The organism is Akkermansia sp. UBA7090, assembly GCF_002493465.1.
GTDB classification, from domain to species: domain Bacteria; phylum Verrucomicrobiota; class Verrucomicrobiia; order Verrucomicrobiales; family Akkermansiaceae; genus Akkermansia; species Akkermansia muciniphila_A.
The window spans coordinates 29,526-48,850 of the sequence record NZ_DKYW01000025.1 but is presented as its reverse complement, the minus strand read 5'-3'; the positions used below and the strand labels follow the sequence as shown (position 1 = coordinate 48,850).

The 19,325-nt window shown below is 56.3% G+C and carries 11 protein-coding genes and 1 tRNA gene; 5 read left to right on the top strand and 7 right to left on the bottom strand.

The window, feature by feature from the left end; translation table 11 throughout:
• Positions 1-100: 100 nt before the first annotated feature.
• Both B3075_RS08510 and tsaB read right to left on the bottom strand, forming a co-directional pair.
• Positions 101-1,243: a citrate/2-methylcitrate synthase gene (locus tag B3075_RS08510; RefSeq protein ID WP_094135857.1), complete on the bottom strand. Its 1,143-nt coding sequence runs from the start codon at positions 1,241-1,243 to the stop codon at positions 101-103.
• A gap of 72 nt (positions 1,244-1,315) precedes the next feature.
• On the bottom strand, positions 1,316-1,984 hold the full coding sequence (gene tsaB, locus B3075_RS08505) for a tRNA (adenosine(37)-N6)-threonylcarbamoyltransferase complex dimerization subunit type 1 TsaB (protein ID WP_290488106.1): 669 nt from the start codon (positions 1,982-1,984) through the stop codon (positions 1,316-1,318).
• A gap of 124 nt (positions 1,985-2,108) precedes the next feature.
• Between tsaB and B3075_RS08500 the strand changes: the two genes are divergently transcribed.
• The 3 genes from B3075_RS08500 (at position 2,109) to B3075_RS08490 (ending at position 4,183) form a co-directional block, all read left to right on the top strand.
• Positions 2,109-3,017: a hypothetical protein gene (locus tag B3075_RS08500; RefSeq protein WP_143246913.1), complete on the top strand. Its 909-nt coding sequence runs from the start codon at positions 2,109-2,111 to the stop codon at positions 3,015-3,017.
• Positions 3,018-3,097: 80 nt separating this feature from the next.
• Positions 3,098-3,619: a hypothetical protein gene (locus B3075_RS08495; protein ID WP_290488107.1), complete on the top strand. Its 522-nt coding sequence runs from the start codon at positions 3,098-3,100 to the stop codon at positions 3,617-3,619.
• A gap of 120 nt (positions 3,620-3,739) precedes the next feature.
• The gene (locus B3075_RS08490) at positions 3,740-4,183 is read left to right on the top strand and encodes a hypothetical protein (RefSeq protein WP_290488108.1); all 444 of its coding nucleotides are present in this window, start codon (positions 3,740-3,742) and stop codon (positions 4,181-4,183) included.
• A gap of 40 nt (positions 4,184-4,223) precedes the next feature.
• Here B3075_RS08490 and B3075_RS08485 read toward each other — a convergent pair whose 3' ends face one another.
• Positions 4,224-4,751, bottom strand: coding sequence for a methylated-DNA--[protein]-cysteine S-methyltransferase (locus tag B3075_RS08485; protein ID WP_343125185.1), 528 nt, complete (start codon positions 4,749-4,751; stop codon positions 4,224-4,226).
• 357 nt (positions 4,752-5,108) lie between these two features.
• A tRNA-Arg gene (locus B3075_RS08480) sits at positions 5,109-5,183 on the bottom strand.
• Positions 5,184-5,668: 485 nt separating this feature from the next.
• Between B3075_RS08480 and B3075_RS08475 the strand changes: the two genes are divergently transcribed.
• Both B3075_RS08475 and B3075_RS08470 read left to right on the top strand, forming a co-directional pair.
• Entirely contained in the window at positions 5,669-6,856 is a 1,188-nt protein-coding gene (locus B3075_RS08475) for an iron-containing alcohol dehydrogenase (protein ID WP_290488110.1), read from the top strand.
• A gap of 140 nt (positions 6,857-6,996) precedes the next feature.
• Complete coding sequence (locus B3075_RS08470) at positions 6,997-13,347, top strand: alpha-2-macroglobulin family protein (protein WP_290488111.1); 6,351 nt, start codon at positions 6,997-6,999, stop codon at positions 13,345-13,347.
• 107 nt (positions 13,348-13,454) lie between these two features.
• Here B3075_RS08470 and B3075_RS08465 read toward each other — a convergent pair whose 3' ends face one another.
• From B3075_RS08465 to B3075_RS08455, 3 genes are read right to left on the bottom strand one after another with little or no spacing between them, the layout of a single operon-like run.
• Complete coding sequence (locus B3075_RS08465) at positions 13,455-14,648, bottom strand: GIY-YIG nuclease family protein (protein WP_290488112.1); 1,194 nt, start codon at positions 14,646-14,648, stop codon at positions 13,455-13,457.
• The gene (locus tag B3075_RS08460; RefSeq protein WP_290488113.1) at positions 14,641-16,587 is read right to left on the bottom strand and encodes a DEAD/DEAH box helicase; all 1,947 of its coding nucleotides are present in this window, start codon (positions 16,585-16,587) and stop codon (positions 14,641-14,643) included. Before B3075_RS08460 ends, B3075_RS08465 begins: the two co-directional genes overlap by 8 nt.
• 5 nt (positions 16,588-16,592) lie before the next feature.
• The gene (locus B3075_RS08455; RefSeq protein WP_290488114.1) at positions 16,593-19,325 is read right to left on the bottom strand and encodes a class I SAM-dependent DNA methyltransferase; all 2,733 of its coding nucleotides are present in this window, start codon (positions 19,323-19,325) and stop codon (positions 16,593-16,595) included.

Here is a 19,325-nt window from a genome sequence, read left to right as displayed (position 1 = left end):
GAAATGCCCAAGGCAATAAACAAACATTACGGAGAAGCGGGAGACACTTACAGAAAAGGCGCCGGAAGCCATATCCGGCGCCTTTCCCGCTCAAAACTTGTCACCGCATGTCTATCGTAGGAACCGGAATGCGGTCCTTGGGCCCCGTGTAAAGAGTCAGCGGCCTGTACAGCGTGTTATCTTCCATTTGTTCCAGCACCTGGGCTACCCAGCCGCTACAGCGGGCAATGGAGAAAATGGCGGTAAACAGCCTGGAGGGAATCCCGATGCTGTAATAAACCGTGGCGGAATAAAAATCCACATTGGCATTCAATCCCTTGCGCTCCCGAACAAGTTTCGCGATGCGTTCCGACATGCGTATCCACTTGGGTTCTCCGATCCGGGAGGCGAGGCGGATGGCCATGCGGCGCAAATGCGGGGCGCGGGGGTCCAGCACGCGGTACACGCGGTGGCCCATGCCCATGATTTTTTCCTTCCGCGCCAGCTTGTCCTCAATGTAAGAGTCCACCCGGTCCTCCGTGCCTATTTCCTTGAGCATTTCAATCACGCCCTCATTGGCGCCGCCATGAAGCGGCCCTTTCAGCGTGCCGATGGCCGCTGTGATGGCGGAATACATATCCGAAAGCGTGGCGATACAGACGCGGGCCGCAAAGGTGGAAGCATTCATGCCGTGGTCTGCGTGCAGAATGTAGGCTACCTCCAGGATATGGGCTTCATCCTGATCCGGTTCCACCCCCTTCAGCAACCACAGGAAATGTTCCGCCTCGCTCAGGTCCTCCCGAACGGGGGGAAGGTCCAGCCCCTGGCACAAACGGTAGTAATACGCCACCATCACGGGAACCTTGGCAATGAGGCTGAGGCCTATTTCCTTCAACTGCCCGGCGTCCTTCGTCCGGTCGTCATACATGCCGAGCATGGAAACAGCCGTCCGGAGGGCGGACATGGGCCGGGCGGACTTGGTGGCCGTTTTAAAGAAATCCAGAATGGGCTGGGGCAGGTCGCGGTCGGAACGGAGGCGCTTCTTGATGCTCTCCAATTCCTCCCGGTTGGGAAGACGCTTGTTGAGAAGCAAATAAACCACTTCTTCAAAACAGCACATCTCCACCAGATCATCAATATCATAGCCCAGATACAACAGACGCCCTTCCTCGCCGCGCACGTCACTCAAAGCGGATTCATTGGCGATGATTCCTTTTAAACCTTTGGGATATGCGAGGCGTTCGGAAAAAGTGTCATTGCTCATGTTAAAAAATGCTACTGGTGGTGAAGATTACCGGTTAAAAGTCTAACAATCTTCCAGAAAGTCAAACCTTAATTACGCCTTCACGGCCCATGCGGGACGTTTGGCGCGGGTGATGTGCGGAGCCCTTATATACAGCGGTTCCGCCGGACTTTCCAGAAGTTCTTCTCTGCGGGCCTCCGTCTGGGCCATCCACGCGGCTCCGAGCGCCCCCGCAGAAGGACACACGGGAACAATCCCCGACATTTCCCGGGCGGCCAGATGTTCCGCCGTTTCCGTGGAAAAAACGGGCACGCCTTTTTCCAAACACTCCGCCACGCAGGCGCGGGCCTGCTCCGCGGACAATACTGCCGGCACATCCGTCAGAACGCCGTTTTCCAGCTTCCCCCACGTCCAGCCGCCACGCCGGGCGTCTGACATTACGCAGGCCTTCCCATGCAGCAAATCCAGCCCGTTCCATGAGGAAAAAGCCGCCACGCGGGAACCGTGCACCAGGGAAAGACCGTCCGCCACGGCGAGCGCGACGCGGATTCCGCCGTAAGAGCCCGGACCGGAACCTACCACGATTTCCTTCAAACGCCGCCCTTCCAAAGCATCCAGGACCTGCCGCACCGCTTTGAAAATAGCGGAAGAATGATTGCGCTCCGCTCTCCATGCCGTCTGGCACAGCAGTCTTTCCCCGCACCAAGCCGCAACGGAAGACTGCACACAGGAAGTTTCCAGAACCAGCAGGACATCTTGCATGCGGCGGATTATACAGGAACATCCAACGCGCATAAAACATTTTTTCCTCCGGTTTTCGGAAGAGGCAAATTTGGTTCGCATTTCTCGCCAAGTCCCTTTATGCTGGCTTCAGACCTCACACCGCATGCCCAAGGCCTCCAGACACACACCGCCGCGCCAGGACTGGCGCCGGTATGCAGAAACCGCCCGGAAACCAAGATCCGCGGCAAGCCTCGGCGACATGATGAGGCAATGCAACCGGGACGCCTGGGACAAGACTTACCGCGCCCAGGTCTCCTCCGAATACTGGGAGGACGAATGCCAGGAATTTTCCTTCATGGACCTCCCGCGCAGAACCCGGTTCACCAGACATGCCGTAGCCACCCTTATCCTGCTCCCGCTGGCCCTGATCACGGCCATGTCCCTGTGCGACCAGCTGGCCCATGCCTCCGGCAGCCTCAATATCCTCTTCTCCATTCCCGTATGGTACGCCCTGATGGGAGCTGCCGTGTGGGTGGTGCTGGGCAGCAGCAGGCTGTTCACGTCCTCCCTGCTGTACCTGTACGTATTGGGGCATGAACTGACGCACGCGCTGGCGGTTATTTGCAGCCGCGGCTCCATCCATGCTTTCAAAGCGGATCTGGACGGAGGTTACATCCAGACGGATAAAAACAACATCTTTATCTCCCTTTCCCCCTATTTCCTGCCTCTCTGGGCCATGCTGTGGGGATTGGTATGGGGTGTAACGTACATTTTCTGGCCTACGGTCACCTGCCAGGCCCTTCTTTATTCCGGCCTGGGCTTCTGGTGGTGCTTCCACCTGTTCTGGACGGCGTGGATCATTCCCAAGGATCAGCCGGACCTGGCGGACAACGGCACCTTCTTCTCTTTGATTCTCGTATATTTTGCCAATCTTCTTCTCTTCCTGGCGCTCCTGCGCCTGTTCAATGCCGTCAGCCTCCACCGCTTTCTGGCGGACTGCATCCACAATGCGGAAAAATTGTGGGACGTTCTCAGGGACCTAGCCATGCTGGCTGCCGGGCTGTTCCTGTAAAAAATATTCTTTTCCTTACACGGAATGATGAACGGCAGAAGGAGAAAAGGAATCCAACCTTTCGACAGAAAGGAGCTTCCATGCACACCACACGCTTGATTATTTTGACGATGGCTTCAGTTTCCCTGATGGGCTGCAATCCCAAGGAAACGGTAAACGCCCTCACTTCCGACCAGAACATTACTCAGAAGATGGCCGTGAGATTCGCGGAAAATATGGTTGGCCTGCCACGCGCCCTGGTCGTTTCAGATGCCAGAAAAGCGGCTCCGGGCAACAAAGTCACCGTCAAGGGAGCAGTGATCGGAGATGACCCCGTCTTTTCAAAGAACATTGCCTCCTTCACCATTGGGGACCCGGCTCATCTCCTGGTCAACATGAAGGAGAAAGGAGTTTGGGCCGCCGGTACGGTACCTGTGGAAATACGGAAAAACAATACGATGACCGTCCAGTTCGTGGATGAACAGGGGCAGCCCATCAAACACTCCGCCAAAGGCGTGAACGGGCTGAAAGAACAGGACGCCGTCATCATTACCGGAACCATTGATCCCCATTCCACTCCGGAACGTCCGGTGCTGAACATTGAAAGCATCGTGATTGAATAATCCCCCTTCTGCGCCAAACCCTGATTCATGTCGAACGGTTCAGGCGTTTTGCGCCTGAACCGTTTTTCATATCAGAATGCGCGCATGGGATTTGATCCAGCATCATTGGGAATAATAACGTTGGCCGCTACTTCAGCGGCAGCAGGCGCGGCGTCCGCGTCTGCACAGAAAAAAAGCGCGGAAGCCACCAGACAGGCGGCGGATGCCAATGCCGCCACACTCAGGAACGAAGCGGACCTCCAAAAACAGACAGGGATGGAAAATGCCAAACGCATGCAGCAGGACGCTGCGCGCCAAATGGGAGAAGCCCGACTGGACGCCGCCCAATCCTCCCTGCTCCGGGAAGGTTCCGTTCCCATCAGGGAACAGGCTCTGGCGACGCGCCTGCAAACCCGGATTCAGGACGAAGCGGAGGAAGCCATGAGAAACGCCCAATCCCTGTACAACCGCGCCAACATGGAGCAATACATGGGCCGCGCCAATGCGAGAGCCCAGAAAACCTCAGCAATGGGTACCCTGCTCTCCGGATTCGCCCAGGGAGGAAATACCCTCCTCAAATGGTAAAGATCCTGACACGTCCTTGCCTGCCCCGCACATCACCGGGTCACAAGACCAGCATTCTGCCGCTTACCCACCCCTCCAGGGCAAGCAATTCCCGTTTGGCATCAAGCCCCCCGCCGTAACCTGTCAGTTTCTGATTGCTGCCGATGACGCGGTGGCAGGGAACGAAAATGGAGATGGGATTGGTGGCGTTAGCGGACGCTACAGCCCGGACAGCCCTTGGATGATGAATGCGGCGCGCCAGCTCTGCATAGGAAATGGTGGAACCGTAAGGAATGTTCATCAATTCCTCCCAGACTGAATTTTGAAATTCCGATCCCGTAAATACAATGGGTATATCAAAAGCTCTGCGTTCCCCCTGGAAATATTCACGGAGCTGGCTTACCGCCTGTTCAATAACCTCGGAAGTTCCTTCTTCATATTCAGCGTTGAGACGCCGGCAAATGCGGCGGTCTATCGTGCCGCGGCGTTTTTCCTTCGCCCAGTCGCAAATGCAAAGCTTGCCGCCATGGGAGCCAATCATCATTTCTCCAACGGGCGACAGATAACGGATGATGTTAATTGCCTCCATCTTCTTGTCCTTGTCATTGCATAATGCTCTTTCATCCATCCCTGGTACGGCTGGAAAGCATTGCTCCATGCTGCCCGGTTCATGCCTCAAAGCATCATGTCCCGTCCCAAAGGCTCTTCTCCGGCAGCCTTTAGCACATTTTCTTGCTGTCTGCAATCATTCTTCCGCATTTGCTTTTTGTTTCCAATCAGACATGAATTCCAAGTTATTCGCCCTCTCCGACCGGACGCCGATAATCCGGATACCTGCTCTCCCCTTGAACCATTCCCCATTCAATCAACCATGACGATACCTCGCACAAGAGAGGCAAAATCCTCGCGTTTTTAATGCTGATGCAAGGCTCTGAATAATATTGGGTGGCGTCCCCGGCAGGAATCGAACCTGCATCTAGTCTTTAGGAGAGACCCGTTCTATCCATTGAACTACGGGGACCGTACATGGCCCGTGCGCGACAATAAACGGGAAGTCCTCCGCGCTCAAGCAAAAAGCAGAATGAGTATGCCATGCATCGTGATTTTGAACAGTATTCACCAAGATAATTTTTACGGATTTTCACAACTTCCTGTTCTCCTTCCGTTCCCCGCTCTTCCCTGGACGGATACGGTCATTGTTCTGATTGCCTGCCGGAAGCGGCCCAGAATAATGAAATAACCGTCTTCCGCTGCCCCCTCGGAGCCGGAAGGCGCCTCCACTCCCGCAGAGAATCATTCCTGCTGAATATTATCGCCAAAAACAACGGAAAGAAAACAGTTCCCAGAAAGCTCCGTCCAGATGAGCCAATTCCGGGAAAACAGAGGCGAACCGGAACCCTGCATGGGAGCATATCCTCCAGAACGGCCCCCTGGAAAGGGAACAGGCCATACAAAAATCTTGAGCAGGGAGCGGAAGGACCGTAGCGTTGCCGTATCATTCCCGCCATGCTCAACTTCGTTTACGATAACAAAACCACTCTTATTTTCGGAAAAGGCACCCACCATGAAACGGGAACCCTTCTCAAGCCGTTAGGCAAAAAAATCCTGCTCCATTACGGTAGCGGCAGCATCAAACGTTCCGGTCTTTACGATGCCGTCACGGCGTCCCTGAAAGCCGCCGGCGTGGAATATGAAGAATTGGGAGGCGTTCAGGCGAACCCCACGCTCCCCCTGGTGTATGAGGGCATCCGCCTCTGCCGGGAACACGGTCTGGGCCTCGTGCTGGCCGTGGGAGGAGGTAGCGTGATTGACTCTGCCAAAGCGATTGCACTGGGCGTGCCCTACGAAGGGGACGTATGGGAACTATACCTTTCCAAAAAACAGCCTCAGTCCGACCCTCTGCCCGTCGCCACCGTGCTGACCATTCCCGCCGCAGGCAGCGAGAGCAGCCCGAATACGGTCATCACCAATGAAGAGACCAGAAGAAAACTGGGGTACGGTTCCCCCAAACTGCGCCCCGTATTCAGCATTATCAATCCGGAATTGTTCTTCACGCTCCCGCGCCGCCAGATGGCCAACGGCGTCAGCGACATGATGAGCCACATTTTTGAGCGCTATTTCACCAGAACCCTGCATACGGACCTTTCCGACAGCCTTTGTGAAGCCACCCTGCGCACCATCATGAAAAACGCCCGCATCCTGAACGGGGACCTGAATGATTACAACGCCTGGGCGGAGATTGCGTTTTCCGGCAACATCGCCCACAACAACCTGTTGGGCGTAGGCCGCGAACAGGACTGGGGCTGCCACGCCATGGAACACGAATTGAGCGCACTGTACCATGTGGACCACGGCGCAGGCCTGGCCGTCGTCACCCCGGCGTGGATGAAGTATGTTTCCCCCAAACATCAGGAAATATTCGTGCAATTCGCCGTGAATGTGATGGGTGTGGAAGGTTCTTTCCGGGAACCGGAGGCCATCATCCGGGAAGGTATTTCCCGTCTGGAACGTTTTTACCGGGAATTAGGGCTTCCGACGACTATGGAGGAGCTGGACATCCTTCCCGGGGATTTCCCCCTGATGGCGGAACAGGCCATCAGTGTGCGCGGCTCCGTCGGAAGCCTGGAAAAGCTGGATGTCCGGGACATCCAGGCCATCTACAAACTGGGTTGCAGTAATCTGCAACACGCATGACGAAAGGGGTAAAACGTCCATTCATGAAGTTCCCGGCCTTCCAGCGCTCCCGGTGTTGTTAACAGCATTAAGACACTCTCCCTTTTCCCGCAGCCTACTTGCAACTTGCCAACGATTTTACTTGGAAGTAGTCTGGCGGAATGAACAGATTCTTTTCCGCTCTTTTTCTGGCGGCAGGATTGCTGGCCTCAGGAATGCCGTCTCCGGCGGACGCCTCCACCCCTCCGCAACAACATGCCCCTGCGGAAGTTAAAAGTTCCCCTGTTTCCCCGCAGCAAAGGAAGCAAGCTGTTGAAAACATTGAAAAGCTTCTGGGTAAAAGGCTGTTCAAAAAAGCGGCGGAACAGGCCCTGAAACAACTCCATGAATATGACGACCAATACAGCGGGACAGATATGCTTCTTTACTGCCAGGCTCTTACCCGTCTCAATGCCTTGGATGATTCCATCAATCTGGATTCCATTCTGCAGGAACAGATGAAGCGTCACGGCGGCAACCCCCATTTCCTGATGGACGCCGCGCTCCTGTACCAGAACGCCTGCCATACGTTCAAACTGGTGGACGGCGCCTATATCCGCGGCGCCGGACCATGGGATGGGGAATATTCCGGAGAAGCAAGGGACCGCGTGGAAGCCCTGCGGTGCCTTGTCAAAGCCATGCGGCTGGCGGAAAAGGACAACAACATGAAACTTCTGGGGCAACTGCGCTTCATCACGGCGCAGGCGTTGCTGGTGAAAGGCAGCCGCTACAGTTCCCCTACCCCCTTCCAGGCTTACGCCGCCCTGGGAAACCTCACCAGCCTGGAGGAACTGCCGGGGTACGTCGCCAGGGAGGAAGCCTCCCCGTTCCGGAACGTCGCCACCGTGCCCGTCGAGGTCAATGCCAAAACGGGGAAACCGGAAGTCGTCTTTTATCATGCCTCTTCCTCCTGGGAGACGGCTGAAAACGACGGAGAACGCATGCGCTGGCTGTTGGACGCCGCCATTCAGGCGAATCCGGAACTGGCCAACCAGGTCAATTATTTCACCGCATCCTGGTGCCGCCGGCTGTTCTCTTATGCCAATACGGCGCCGGACCAGGAATTCGTGTACGGTCCCGGCAACGCGGGAATGGTGGCGGGCGTCAACCCGGCTGAATTAAAAACGAACCAGACCGTCGTTAAAACCGACCGGACGGGCAACGGTAAATTCCTGCTCGCCACCCTTCCCCCGGATTATGATTTCATCCGGATTGCTTCCGCCGTCCGGATAACTCCGGATCCGGATGATTACGTCAACGCCGCCCATCTGGCAGCGGACGAGTTCCTGGCCCGCAACCAGAGGCCCGCCGCCGCGCAGTTATTAGGAAAAGCCCTTCAGAACTGGAACGCGCAATCCTGGGACAAGAAAGACAGGAAGGAATTTCTGAACGTGGCGGACAACCTGAAGAAACGCATCGCCTCCATCACGGAACCCAACGGGACATTTGATACGGATAAAAGAACGCTGCTGGCAGGAGAACCGGTGACCGTCTCCTTCTCCTACCGCAATGCCTCCCGGGCTTGCGTAGCGGTCCGTCCCGTAGATATGAAGCGGTGGCAGGAGGAGCGCATGGACAAGATCCAGACCTCCAAAACGCTGGAAAAAGCTTACAGAAACGGGTATTCCAATCTGGGAAACCTGCTCTCCAACCTGCTGCATGACTCATCCTATGCCCGCTATCTTGGGGAGGAAATCAAGGGGGAGGAAATAGCCCTGACTCCCGGGGACCGGCACCTGAACCACATCGCCCATATTCCCGTTCCCACCCGCAAGCCAGGCTGGTATCTGCTTACTGTCACCCTCGAAAACGGCTACCGGTTCCATCGCTTTCTTACTCTGTCGGACATGGTGCTGGTACGCCGTTCCGTTCCGGAAGGCAATCTCTGGTTCCTGGCGGACGCCGGAACAGGCATGCCCGTGGAAGGAGGCAGCCTGCGGTTCCTCCGCTACCGGCAGGATAAAACGCTCCAAAAACGCCAGGTAAAGGGGATCACGGACAAGGACGGAGCCATGGTGGAAACAATACCTCCCCGCGATTCCAGCGCCTCTTCTTACAACATGTTCATGGGCATCGCTTCCAAGGGGGAAAGTTATGTGCTGGCGGGAATATCTGACTACGGCTGGGAATCCGGCAATTACCTCATGGATACGGCCAACAAGGCCTCCGACTCCTATTCCTGCTTTTTCCTGGAAAGCCAGCCCGTGTACCGCCCCGGACAGACGGCCCGTTTCAAAGGCGTCCTCTTCCGCCCGGACATCGCGAATCCCGGAACAAAAGACTGCGCAGGGAAAAAACTGACGCTGACCATTGCCTCCCCAACAGGGGATGAAAGCATTTTCCCGCCAAAAACCGTTACGACGGATTCCACAGGCAGCTTTGAACTGGAACTGCTTATTCCCGCGGAAGCTCCGCTGGGCCAGTACGAAGCCAAGCTGAAACTGCATGACTCCGCAGACCCGGATTTCCGGCTGTATGCCCCCCTTTTCCGGATGGAAGAGTATAAAAAGCCGGAATTCTCCGTCAGAATGGACGCTCCCGCCAAACCAGTCCGGCTGGGTCAGCCCATTCCCGTCGCCATTCAGGCGGATTATTACGCGGGCGGCCCCGTAAGCGGGGGAAAGGCAACCATCACGATTACCCGGACGCTGGGAGCGGATGTCTGGACGCCTTACTGGAAATGGAGCTGGCTGTACGACAGGTCTTTCAGCCCGTACAGCATTCCCTTTTTCCCGGATGCGCCTCTGACCGTCCTGGAAAAGACGGTTCCGCTGAACAAAGACGGAAAAGCATCCGTAGAATTATCCACGGCGCAGGATGCCCGGGATTTCCCCTCCAGCAACATCACCTACCGCGTTTCCGTCAGCGTGACGGACGCCTCCCTGCGGGAAGTTGCCGCTTCCGGACAGGTCATTGCCACGTTCCGTCCGTTCAATATCTTCACCACTCTGAATCGCGGCTATGCCCCCGCCGGAACGCCGGTTCAGGCATCCATTACCGCGGCCACAGCGGATGGCGCCAAAATTGCCCATGCCAGAGGAACCTGCGTCCTGCGGCATATCCGTGCGGACGGCAAACGGGAAACTCTGGAAACCTGGAACATCGCCACCGGAAAAGATGGGGAAGCCTCCCTGTCCTTCCAGACCGGGGAATCCGGCCTGTATGCCCTTTCCACAACCCTGGAGGACGGGCACGGCAACAGGGTAGAAGAGACCTTCCAGTTCCTTTCCTACGGCAAGTGCAAACAGAATCCTTTTAAAATCAATCCCCTTTCCATCACTCCGGACAAAAAGGAATACGCTCCGGGAGATACGGCCAGGCTGCTCGTCACCTCTGATTATCCGGACGCCCGCGTCTGGACCTTCCTGCGAAACTCCTGGAAAAACGAATCCCGCAGCCTGGTTCCCCTGGACCGGCAGACAGCCCTTGTGGAATGCCGCCTGACCCGCGAAGACATGCCCAATATGGGCGTCAACGCCTTCACTGTCAGAAACGGAGAACTTCATACGGCTTCCGCCGAATTGCTGATTCCGCCCGCCGGGCAGATTCTGGAACCTGCCATCACGCCGGGCAAATCCCAATACCGGCCCGGTGAACAAGGCAACGTCAGCATTCAGGTCAAGGGGCCGGACGGCACCCCCGTCAGAAACGGCGTCGTCGCCCTGGCCATTTATGACAAGGCTCTGGAATACATCGCGCGCCCCAATATTACGGAAATCGCCAAAACCGTATGGGGCAGCCTGAACGAAACCGGCTTCCTCAGCCTGAAAAAAATGATGGCTTCCGGAACGCAGCAGGACCGCGGTCCGGACCAGCCCTATTTCCAATCCCTGCTCTACAGAAATTACGGCCCTATGGTGAGAAAGGCCAAAGGAACCGTCAACGGCTTTGCGGAAGCAGAACTCGATTCCGGCGTTGATGCCGCCGCAGGCCGCGTATTGGCTACAGGAGCGGCAGCCCCCGCCGCCGCTCCGGTCATGGCTATGGCCGCGGACAAGGAAGGCGCAAAAAGTGATTCCCATGCAGCCGAACAGGGAAATGCGGACGTACAGGAAAACGGTTCCCCGCATATTCAACTGCGCACCCATTTTGCGGACTGCATCAAGTGGTGCGGCACGCTCAAAACGGATGAAGAAGGAAACGTTGCCGTCCCTGTGGAAATGCCGGACAATCTGACCACATGGAAAGCCTCAGCCTGGGTCATCACCCCCGGATTGCAGGTGGGACAGGCTTCCGCGGAATTCCTGACCACGAAGGACTTCATGGTCAGCATACAAGCCCCGCGCTTCTTTGTGGAAAAAGATGTCGTGATGCTCAGCGCCCTGATCCGCAACCGGACGGACAAAAACGTCCGCGCCCGCGTTTCCATTTCCCTGAAAAACGGTTGCCTGGAACTTCTCTCGGCTGACGCTCCGGCTGTGAAGGGGCTTTCCGCAGATTCGGATAATTCAGCCGCGCGGGAAGTGGACGTTCCCGCCCAGGGGCAGACGGTCGTCAACTGGTGGACCTCCGCCGTCAGGGAGGGAACCGCCGCCGTCGCCATGGAAGCGGCGTCAGGTCCTACCGGAGACGCCATGCAGATGAACTTTCCCGTACTGGTGCACGGCATGAAGCAGCTCCATGCGGAAAGCGCCGCAGTGCTCTCCGGAGAACAGGAAAAGACGCTCTCCATTTCCCTGCCGCAGCAGCGGCGCAGGGAGGAAAGCGAACTGGTCGTCAAGGTCTCCCCCAGCATCGCCCTCAGCATGGTGGAAGCTCTGCCTTATCTGGCGGAATACCCCTACGGCTGCGTGGAACAAACGCTTAACCGTTTCCTGCCCGCTCTCGTCGTCATGGACACGCTCAAGCAGCTCGGCCTGAATCCCGGAGCGGCGCTGACAAGCCATCGCAATCTGAATCCCCGGGACATCAGGGACAAGGCCTTCCATGACAGCGTCATGAAGAAGCTGGAACGCAACCCCGTTTATGATGAAGCCGCGCTGAAGAAGATGGCCGCCAGGGGAATCTCCTCCCTCCGGGAGAAACAGCTCTCCAACGGCTCCTGGGGATGGTTCGGAGGAGCCAGCGAAGGGGACCCCGTCATGACGGCCCATGTGGCGCACGGCCTGAAGATTGCTTCAAACACGGTCAATGTCCCGGAGGGGATGCTTTCCAAAGCCGTCCGCTGGCTGAAAAACTATCAGGAACGCCAAACGGCTCTTCTTGAAAAAGGAGACGAATACCGGAAATTGGAACAGCTGCCGGACGGCCCTAAAAAGAAGGAAGCCATCCGCAAGCTGGGGGATTACCGCCTGACGGCCTCCGCGACGGACACCCTTGTTTATTCCGTTCTGGCGGAATGCGGCGTCAAAAACCTTCCCATGGAACGCTACCTGTTCCGCGACAGGCTGGAACTTCCCGTCATCAGCCAGATTCAACTGGCGGAAATCCTGCTGGACGCCCACCGCATGGACGACTTCAAGAAGGTAATGCCCATCATTTCCCAGTTCCTCCAGCAGGACGACTCCCTGCAAACCGCCTGGCTGCGCCTTCCCAATGAAGGCTACTGGTGGCGGTGGTACGGCAGCGGCGCGGCCACGCAGGCGGCCTACCTGAAACTGATGGCCAAGAGCGACCCCGGCAATCCCGTCACGGCGCGCCTGGCAAAATGGCTGCTCGACAACCGCGCCAACGGTTCCTACTGGGACTCCACCAAAGATACGGCGGATTGTCTGGAAGCCTTGTCCGCCTACCTTCTCCAGACCAGGGAAGGCATGGAGGACATGGAAGCGGAAATCCTGTACGACGGCGTTCCGGTTAAAACAATCGCCAGTACGAAAGAAACCCTGTTCACCTTTGACAACGCCTTCCGCATGAGCGGGAAAGACCTGACGGACGGCAACCATGTCATCACCATCCGCAGGAAAAAGGGCAGAGGGAACATTTATGCCAATGCCACCCTCAGCTACTTCTCCCTGGAAGATCCCATTCCCGCCGCGGGGAATGCCGTCACCGTGGAACGCTCCTACTACCGCATCCGGAAGGAAACGGTGAAAGACGGTTCCGTGAAGGACACCCAGACGGATGCAGGGGAGCTCGTCTCCCAGGGCAGAGACCTGACATGGCGCACGCTGTTGAAAAACGGGGACGTCATTGCCAGCGGCGACATCATTGAAGTGGTGATGACCGTGAAAACGAAGAACGACGTGGAATACCTCATGCTCCTGGACCCCAAGCCCGCAGGCTGCGAATCCCGGGAAACCGCCAGCGGCTACGCCCGGCTGGGAACCGTTTCCGGCTACAGGGAAATAGGGGATGAGGAAATACGCCTCTTCCTTTCCTCCCTGCCCATGGGCCAGTACCAGATCAGCCACCGCCTGCGCGCGGAACGTCCGGGACGCTTCAGCGCCCTTCCGGCCGTCATTGAGGCCATGTACGCCCCGGAACTCCGCGGCAACAGCCGGGAACACAAAATCGGCATCTCCATGCCATAAGACCTTCTGGAAATATCCGTCATTCCATGATGGCCCCGGCGGATATTCCGCCGGGCGCCTCTGGAAGCAGGCCGGTCAGGTGAAGAGCGGCCTGTCTGCCTTCCCCCTCACCTTCCTTTTCCGTCTCCCGCCCGTTTTTCCAACGTCATGGACTCCGGATCATACCGGTAATGAATAATGCTGCCGTCCAGCAACAGAGGAATCACCTGTTCAATAATCCCCAGAGGAACGGAAAACCATTCCCGCGGACGACACAGCCGCCCGCTCCCATCCCTGATTTCCAAATCCAGGCAGGCGGCGGCAAAGAAATGGTGAAGCAGGTTTTCCGCCTTGCGGGCATCCAGATTGTAACAATCCCACTTCCTCACGGGAATGACATCCGCCATCAGATACGTCGCCTCATGGCGAGCATGGGCAATACGTTCTTCCAGAGGCACGGAACTTACCCCTATTTTGTACAGATGAGGAATGGCCCGCACTTCCGGGAGCCTGCTGGCGGATTTCAGCACATACACGCAGCCGGTAAGGCAGTCATCTTCATTCACGGGGCCTTCCAGCTTCAATTCCGTTTCATCCGGCTCGCTGACCAGGCGGCCGCCGTCATACAAGGCACAAAACAGGGAGCGCATCAGCAGATCGGCCTCCGTTCTATTTTCAAAAATCACGCGCAAACGGTTATTCCGTTCTTTGCGGCGGTTATACGTAGTCTCTCCCTTATCGGCTATATAGGCCAGCATCCCTTTCAACAGAACAAAATTTCCCTGTTCCAGCACATTTTTCTGCCCATTGGCCACACGTGAAGTATGGCGTTTACCCTCATTCAGTTCACGCTGGCACCGCGCAAAAAGCTCCCGGAACAGCTCAAAATTCCGGCATGGCACGCGTTTGGCAATATATTCCGGCAGCTCCCGCCGGGGCAGAGCGCTCACGTCAAAAATATCCGCAGCGTCTTCATCCTCCAGCAGAGCCTCCATGCTCTTATCATGGAACACCTCCTCCACCGTGGCAGGCGGCTGGGGCAGCAGCCCGTGCCGGTCAATGGGGCGCAGCTGGGCCGCCCTGACGGGATCCTGACGGATTTGTTCCAGCCGGGCGGCCAGCCTGCGTTCATTCATGGATAGCCCCTTGACCGGTTCCCTCCCGCATTCATCCACAAAACGGGAGATCTCCTCAAAAGACTCCGCCAGCCTGTCCCCCCTGCTCACAGGGACTCGCTCCGGCTTGCCGTCCAGGTGGATCCCGGCTTCCTCCGCCTCCTCAAAAATGGCAGCAAGCCTTCTTTCCAGCGCTTCCTTATCCATGCCGCGCCCTCCTCCGTTTTTCCCTGCGTATCAGCACCAGAGCCTGCCCCAAAGTGGCTTCATTGGCATCCTCCGCGTTCGGGTCAGGTTCCCTGCCGCGCGCCTTGTTGAAAGCCAGCACAGATTCCCACAGCAGAACGGCCTCTTGCAGCCCCAGGGTGATGCGCGTTTCCGCAATGGCATCCCGTATCAGCCGCAAAACGGGGGCTGTCAGTTGCTTGGACATAATCTCAAATGCCCCGCGGAAGGGATTAATTCCGTCTATCAGGTTGATATCCAAATCATTAACATTAACAAATTTTTCACCCATCTTAATAAATTCCCGGCTCTGACCGCTCACGGAATCCTTCTCTTCCCTGATTTCCCCGCTCCTGATGGCGCAATCCGTCACCACGGCCTGACGCACTTCTTCCCGTTCCTCTTCCGTCAATCCGGGATAGCGTTCCGCAATGATTTTAGGCACCAGCACCTTATTGACGATGCGGGGGTCCGCATCCGGATGGGCAATCAGCTTTCTGACCGTATCATCCTGCATAATGCGGGCTTTCAAATCCGCCAGGTCATTCTCCACGATATCCCTCACACGCCCGGTGCCCGGTTCTTTGAATCCGCGGATGTGAATCGTCCCCGGCCTGCGTTCGTCCTCGCTCTCCGCACGGGCCCGGAATTTGAATTCCGGGGTTAGCACCTGCTCCATCAGCAGGGAGGCCGTCACCGCTTTCAACATATTATTCACCGCCAGCGTCACTTCCTCATCCTTCGCCGCCGGGGCGGCCACCAGATTGGTGAACTGGGCATGGGTCTTGCCCGGGCAGTCGCGCGTGGCGCGGCCGATAATCTGGATGATCTCCGTCAAAGACCCCCGGTAACCCACCGTCAGGGCATGTTCGCACCAGGGCCAGTCAAAGCCTTCCTTGGCCATGCCCAGGGCAATGATAACATCCAGTTCATCCTTCTGTTTCACTTTACGCAGATAAGCCACCAGCCTGTTGCGGTGGGCGGCCTCATCATTCACCAAATCCGCCACTTTCAGCACGCGCCCGTCCGCGCGGCGGCGCACGTAAAGGAGGCCATTCTCCGGGTCTTCTCCCTCCACCGTGCCCATGATATCCAGAATATGGCCTACTTCATCATACTTTTCTTTGGTGGATTCCCCGCTGTTCACATGGGGAATGTGCAGGATGGTCTTCCTGTCCGTATCCAGAACCTCCGGCAGGGCGTCCAGATAACGGCCCTGGTAAAAATGATAGCCTATCCCCAGGGATTTCAAATGCCTGTACCCGTTCAGCTGGTCATAATACGTATACACTATCCGGCTGAACCTGGCTTCATCTTCCGGCAGCAGAATGGGCACATTGTCCCCGCGGAAGTAGGAGCCCGTCATGGCCAGCACATGGGCGTCCGTTTCCCTCATCACGTCATGCAGAAGAGCGCCCAGCCGGCTGCTTTCACGGTCCGCGGACACATGGTGAAATTCATCTATCCCCAGCAGGCAGCCGCTGAACGCTTCCGTAGCCAGCTTTTCAAACGCGAAGCGTAGCGTGGCATGCGTGCAAATCAGGATGCGGGCCTCGCTCTCCATAAACTCCACAAAACGGGCCACCTTGCCGGCATCCGCTCCGGGCGTGCACAGGTTGTAGCGCAAGTCCGGCGTCCAATCCGCGAAAAATCCGCTTTCCGTCAGCCGGACGGGCGCGAAAGAACCGCCAATCGTCCGTTCCGGCACAGCCACAATCACCTTGCGCAGCCCCTGCCGTTCCAGCTTATCCAGAGCCAGATACATCAGCGCGCGGCTCTTGCCGGATGCCGGCGGCGCCTTTAGCAGCAGATACCGCTCACGCCTTTTGGCGTACGCGCGCGCCTGCATATCGCGCATCCCCAGCGCGTCCACCGCCGTGCTGGCCCCCGTGGCCCCGTAGTTGACCTGCATCACGTTCATGTTTCTTATTCCGTTTGTTGCCCCTGCGTCATTTCCCGGTACAGCTCAAACAGGCATTCCAGCCGTTCCCCGTCATCCTTAAAGCCCTTCACCCGGTAAAGCCGGTCCACCTCCGCATCCAGCCGGTCATGCGCCTGCCTCAGGTTCTCCGGCATCCTGTCCGAATCATACAACTCCGCCGGCGTCTTTTCCGGATGCGCCTCCCGCGCGTCCAGCACCCCCAGCGCCGCTTCCGTCACCCGCGCCTCTTCTCCCTCCGTCAGTTCCCTCAATGGAAACGTGTTGTAGCAAAGCGTGGCGGAATAACGATAACTTGTTCCCATTTTACTTCCTATAGTACGCATCCATATCATGTGCATTTTAGATACTAAAATTCCGAATATATATGGAGTCGCATTATATATAGAAAAGGCAAGATTTGAAATTATAGTATCCTTATTTGTATATCCTATTGGCAAATATTCTCTTCTCTCTGAAGATACTAAAGGAATAATAATAGAATCTGTAGGTTTGTAAGTCCGTTGCATAAATAGATGAGGAGTTAACGCCTGTCTTTTTGTCGCATTCTTTTTACTTTGCAAACGAAAGGACTTCACGGCATTTATTCTCTGACGTATTTGATCAATACTCAAAGCATATTGATATTGATCATTTTCTATCCATAAACAATATCTTTTTTTACCTTTAATTAATTCATCAGATCCCATATATTTTTTCATAAGGCATATGGATTCAGGATGTAATTCCGCCAACTCCTCTTTTTCCTCCTCCGTCAAAATCAGATGGCCACCATCTACCGGAGCATTTCCTATCAGAATAGCAGGAAAATTTTTATTCAGGCATTTATTGCTCTGTTCCACAAAAACCGTTTTCCCGATGGTCAAATAAGGCGTAATATTAGAAACGCTCATTTTTTTATTCTCTTGGTAAAACGTTTTATCAAGACATTCATCCCTGTGGGAAAGGCCGAGGATCACACAAGAAACCCCTGCCTGATATTTCGCGTTGTTGCTCCATTTGAACGATGCATAAGCAAAACCAATTTCCACACCCAATCCCAAGATGGGCTTCCATAAATTCGGCACCTGTGTACCCTGAGTGATGGAATTGGTACACACAAACCCCGATCTGGCGGAAGAATGCTGCATATACTCGGCAGCCAGCATCAACCAGCAGGAAACATAATCCAAATCTCGATAATTATTGCCGTATTTGGAAAATATATTTTCCTGTTCCTGTTTTTGCTCTTCATTCTCCTTTTTACCACCCAGATACGGCGGGTTGCCGAAGATATAAATCTCCGGCTCTCTGGCTTCCGGCGCGGCGCGCTGAAGCAGGGGCTCCACCGTCCAAAGGGGCGCAGCCTGAGCGGGAGCCGTCTTCGGGCACACGGTTTCCCAGTCCAGGCGCAGGGCGTTGCCCAGCACGATGTGCTCATTGGGGCGGAGCGGAAGGGTTGGCACCCGTTTGCCCAGGCGTTCAAAAAACTCCTGATTCATCTGGTGTTCCGCCAGCCAGAGGGAAAGCATGGCGATCTCATGGGCAAAGTCATCTATTTCAATGCCGTAAAACTGGCTGATGGAAACGGAGGGCATGGGCAGCAAAGCGGGCACGCTTTCCAGCACCTCCATTTCCAACCGGCGCACTTCTTTGAACGCCACAATCAGGAAGTTGCCGGAGCCGCAGGCGGGGTCAAAAAAACGGATGTTGCTGAGCCTCTCAATAAACTTCCTGGCCCGGGCTTCATGGCCCCGGGCCTGCCGGGCGGCGTTTTCCAGCTCTTCCAGGAACAAAGGGCGCAGCACCTTCATGATGTTGGGAACGGAAGTGTAATGCTCCCCCAGGCAGGAGCGTTTGTCCGGCGCCACGCAGGCCTGGAACATGTTGCCGAAAATATCCGTATTGATGTCTGACCAATCCAGATTCCCCGCGTCAATGAGCGCTTTCCGGGAACGGGAGGAAAAGCGCGGCACGGCGTGCACCCCCTGGAACAGGCCGCCGTTGACGTAAGGGAAACGCGCCGCGGAAACCGTGGCGGTGGCGCGTTCCGGGCTGCCCGGCGGAAGATTCATGACGGCAAACGCTTGTTCCAGCTGTTCCCGCAGGTCGGATCCATCCGAAGCCGTAGCGCGTTCAATGAAATCCGTAAAAAGCCGTTCTTCCTCAAAAATGCCGCTGTCTTCCGCGAAAAAGCAGAACAGCAGGCGCGCCATAAACACATTCATGGCGTGGCTGTCCAGCCCCGGGTTATCTTTTTTCAGGGAGTCAAATATTTTCCCCATCTTCTCCGCGGCGCGAACGTCGGCCGGATTCTCCAGCGTGATGACCGTCTTCTCCAGCCCCGCCCAGGGGAGAAAAAAGTCATAATGCCGGGGCAGCTCCTTCAGGGGGAATTCCAAGGCTTCCCCCGTTTTCATGTCCGCCGCGGCCCAGGAGCCGCCATCACAGACAATGATGAACCGGGGAGCGTACTTCAATACCTCCGGATCCCGGCGGCAGGAGTCAACCGCGCTCATCAGCAGCCCCGGCTCTGCCCTTTTGTAAAAAAGCTTTTTTTTCCACAGCAGTTCCCCCGGACGGGCGGCCACATTTAAGGCGCCGCTTTTCAGGCGGCTGACGCTGGATTTGGGAAGCCCATAGGCCAGGAGAAAGTCAAAAATCAGGGAATCTCCGTCCGCATGCTTCCACGTTTCCCATGCTTCCGCAACGGCCTGTTCTATCTGAAGAGGAGTCAACAC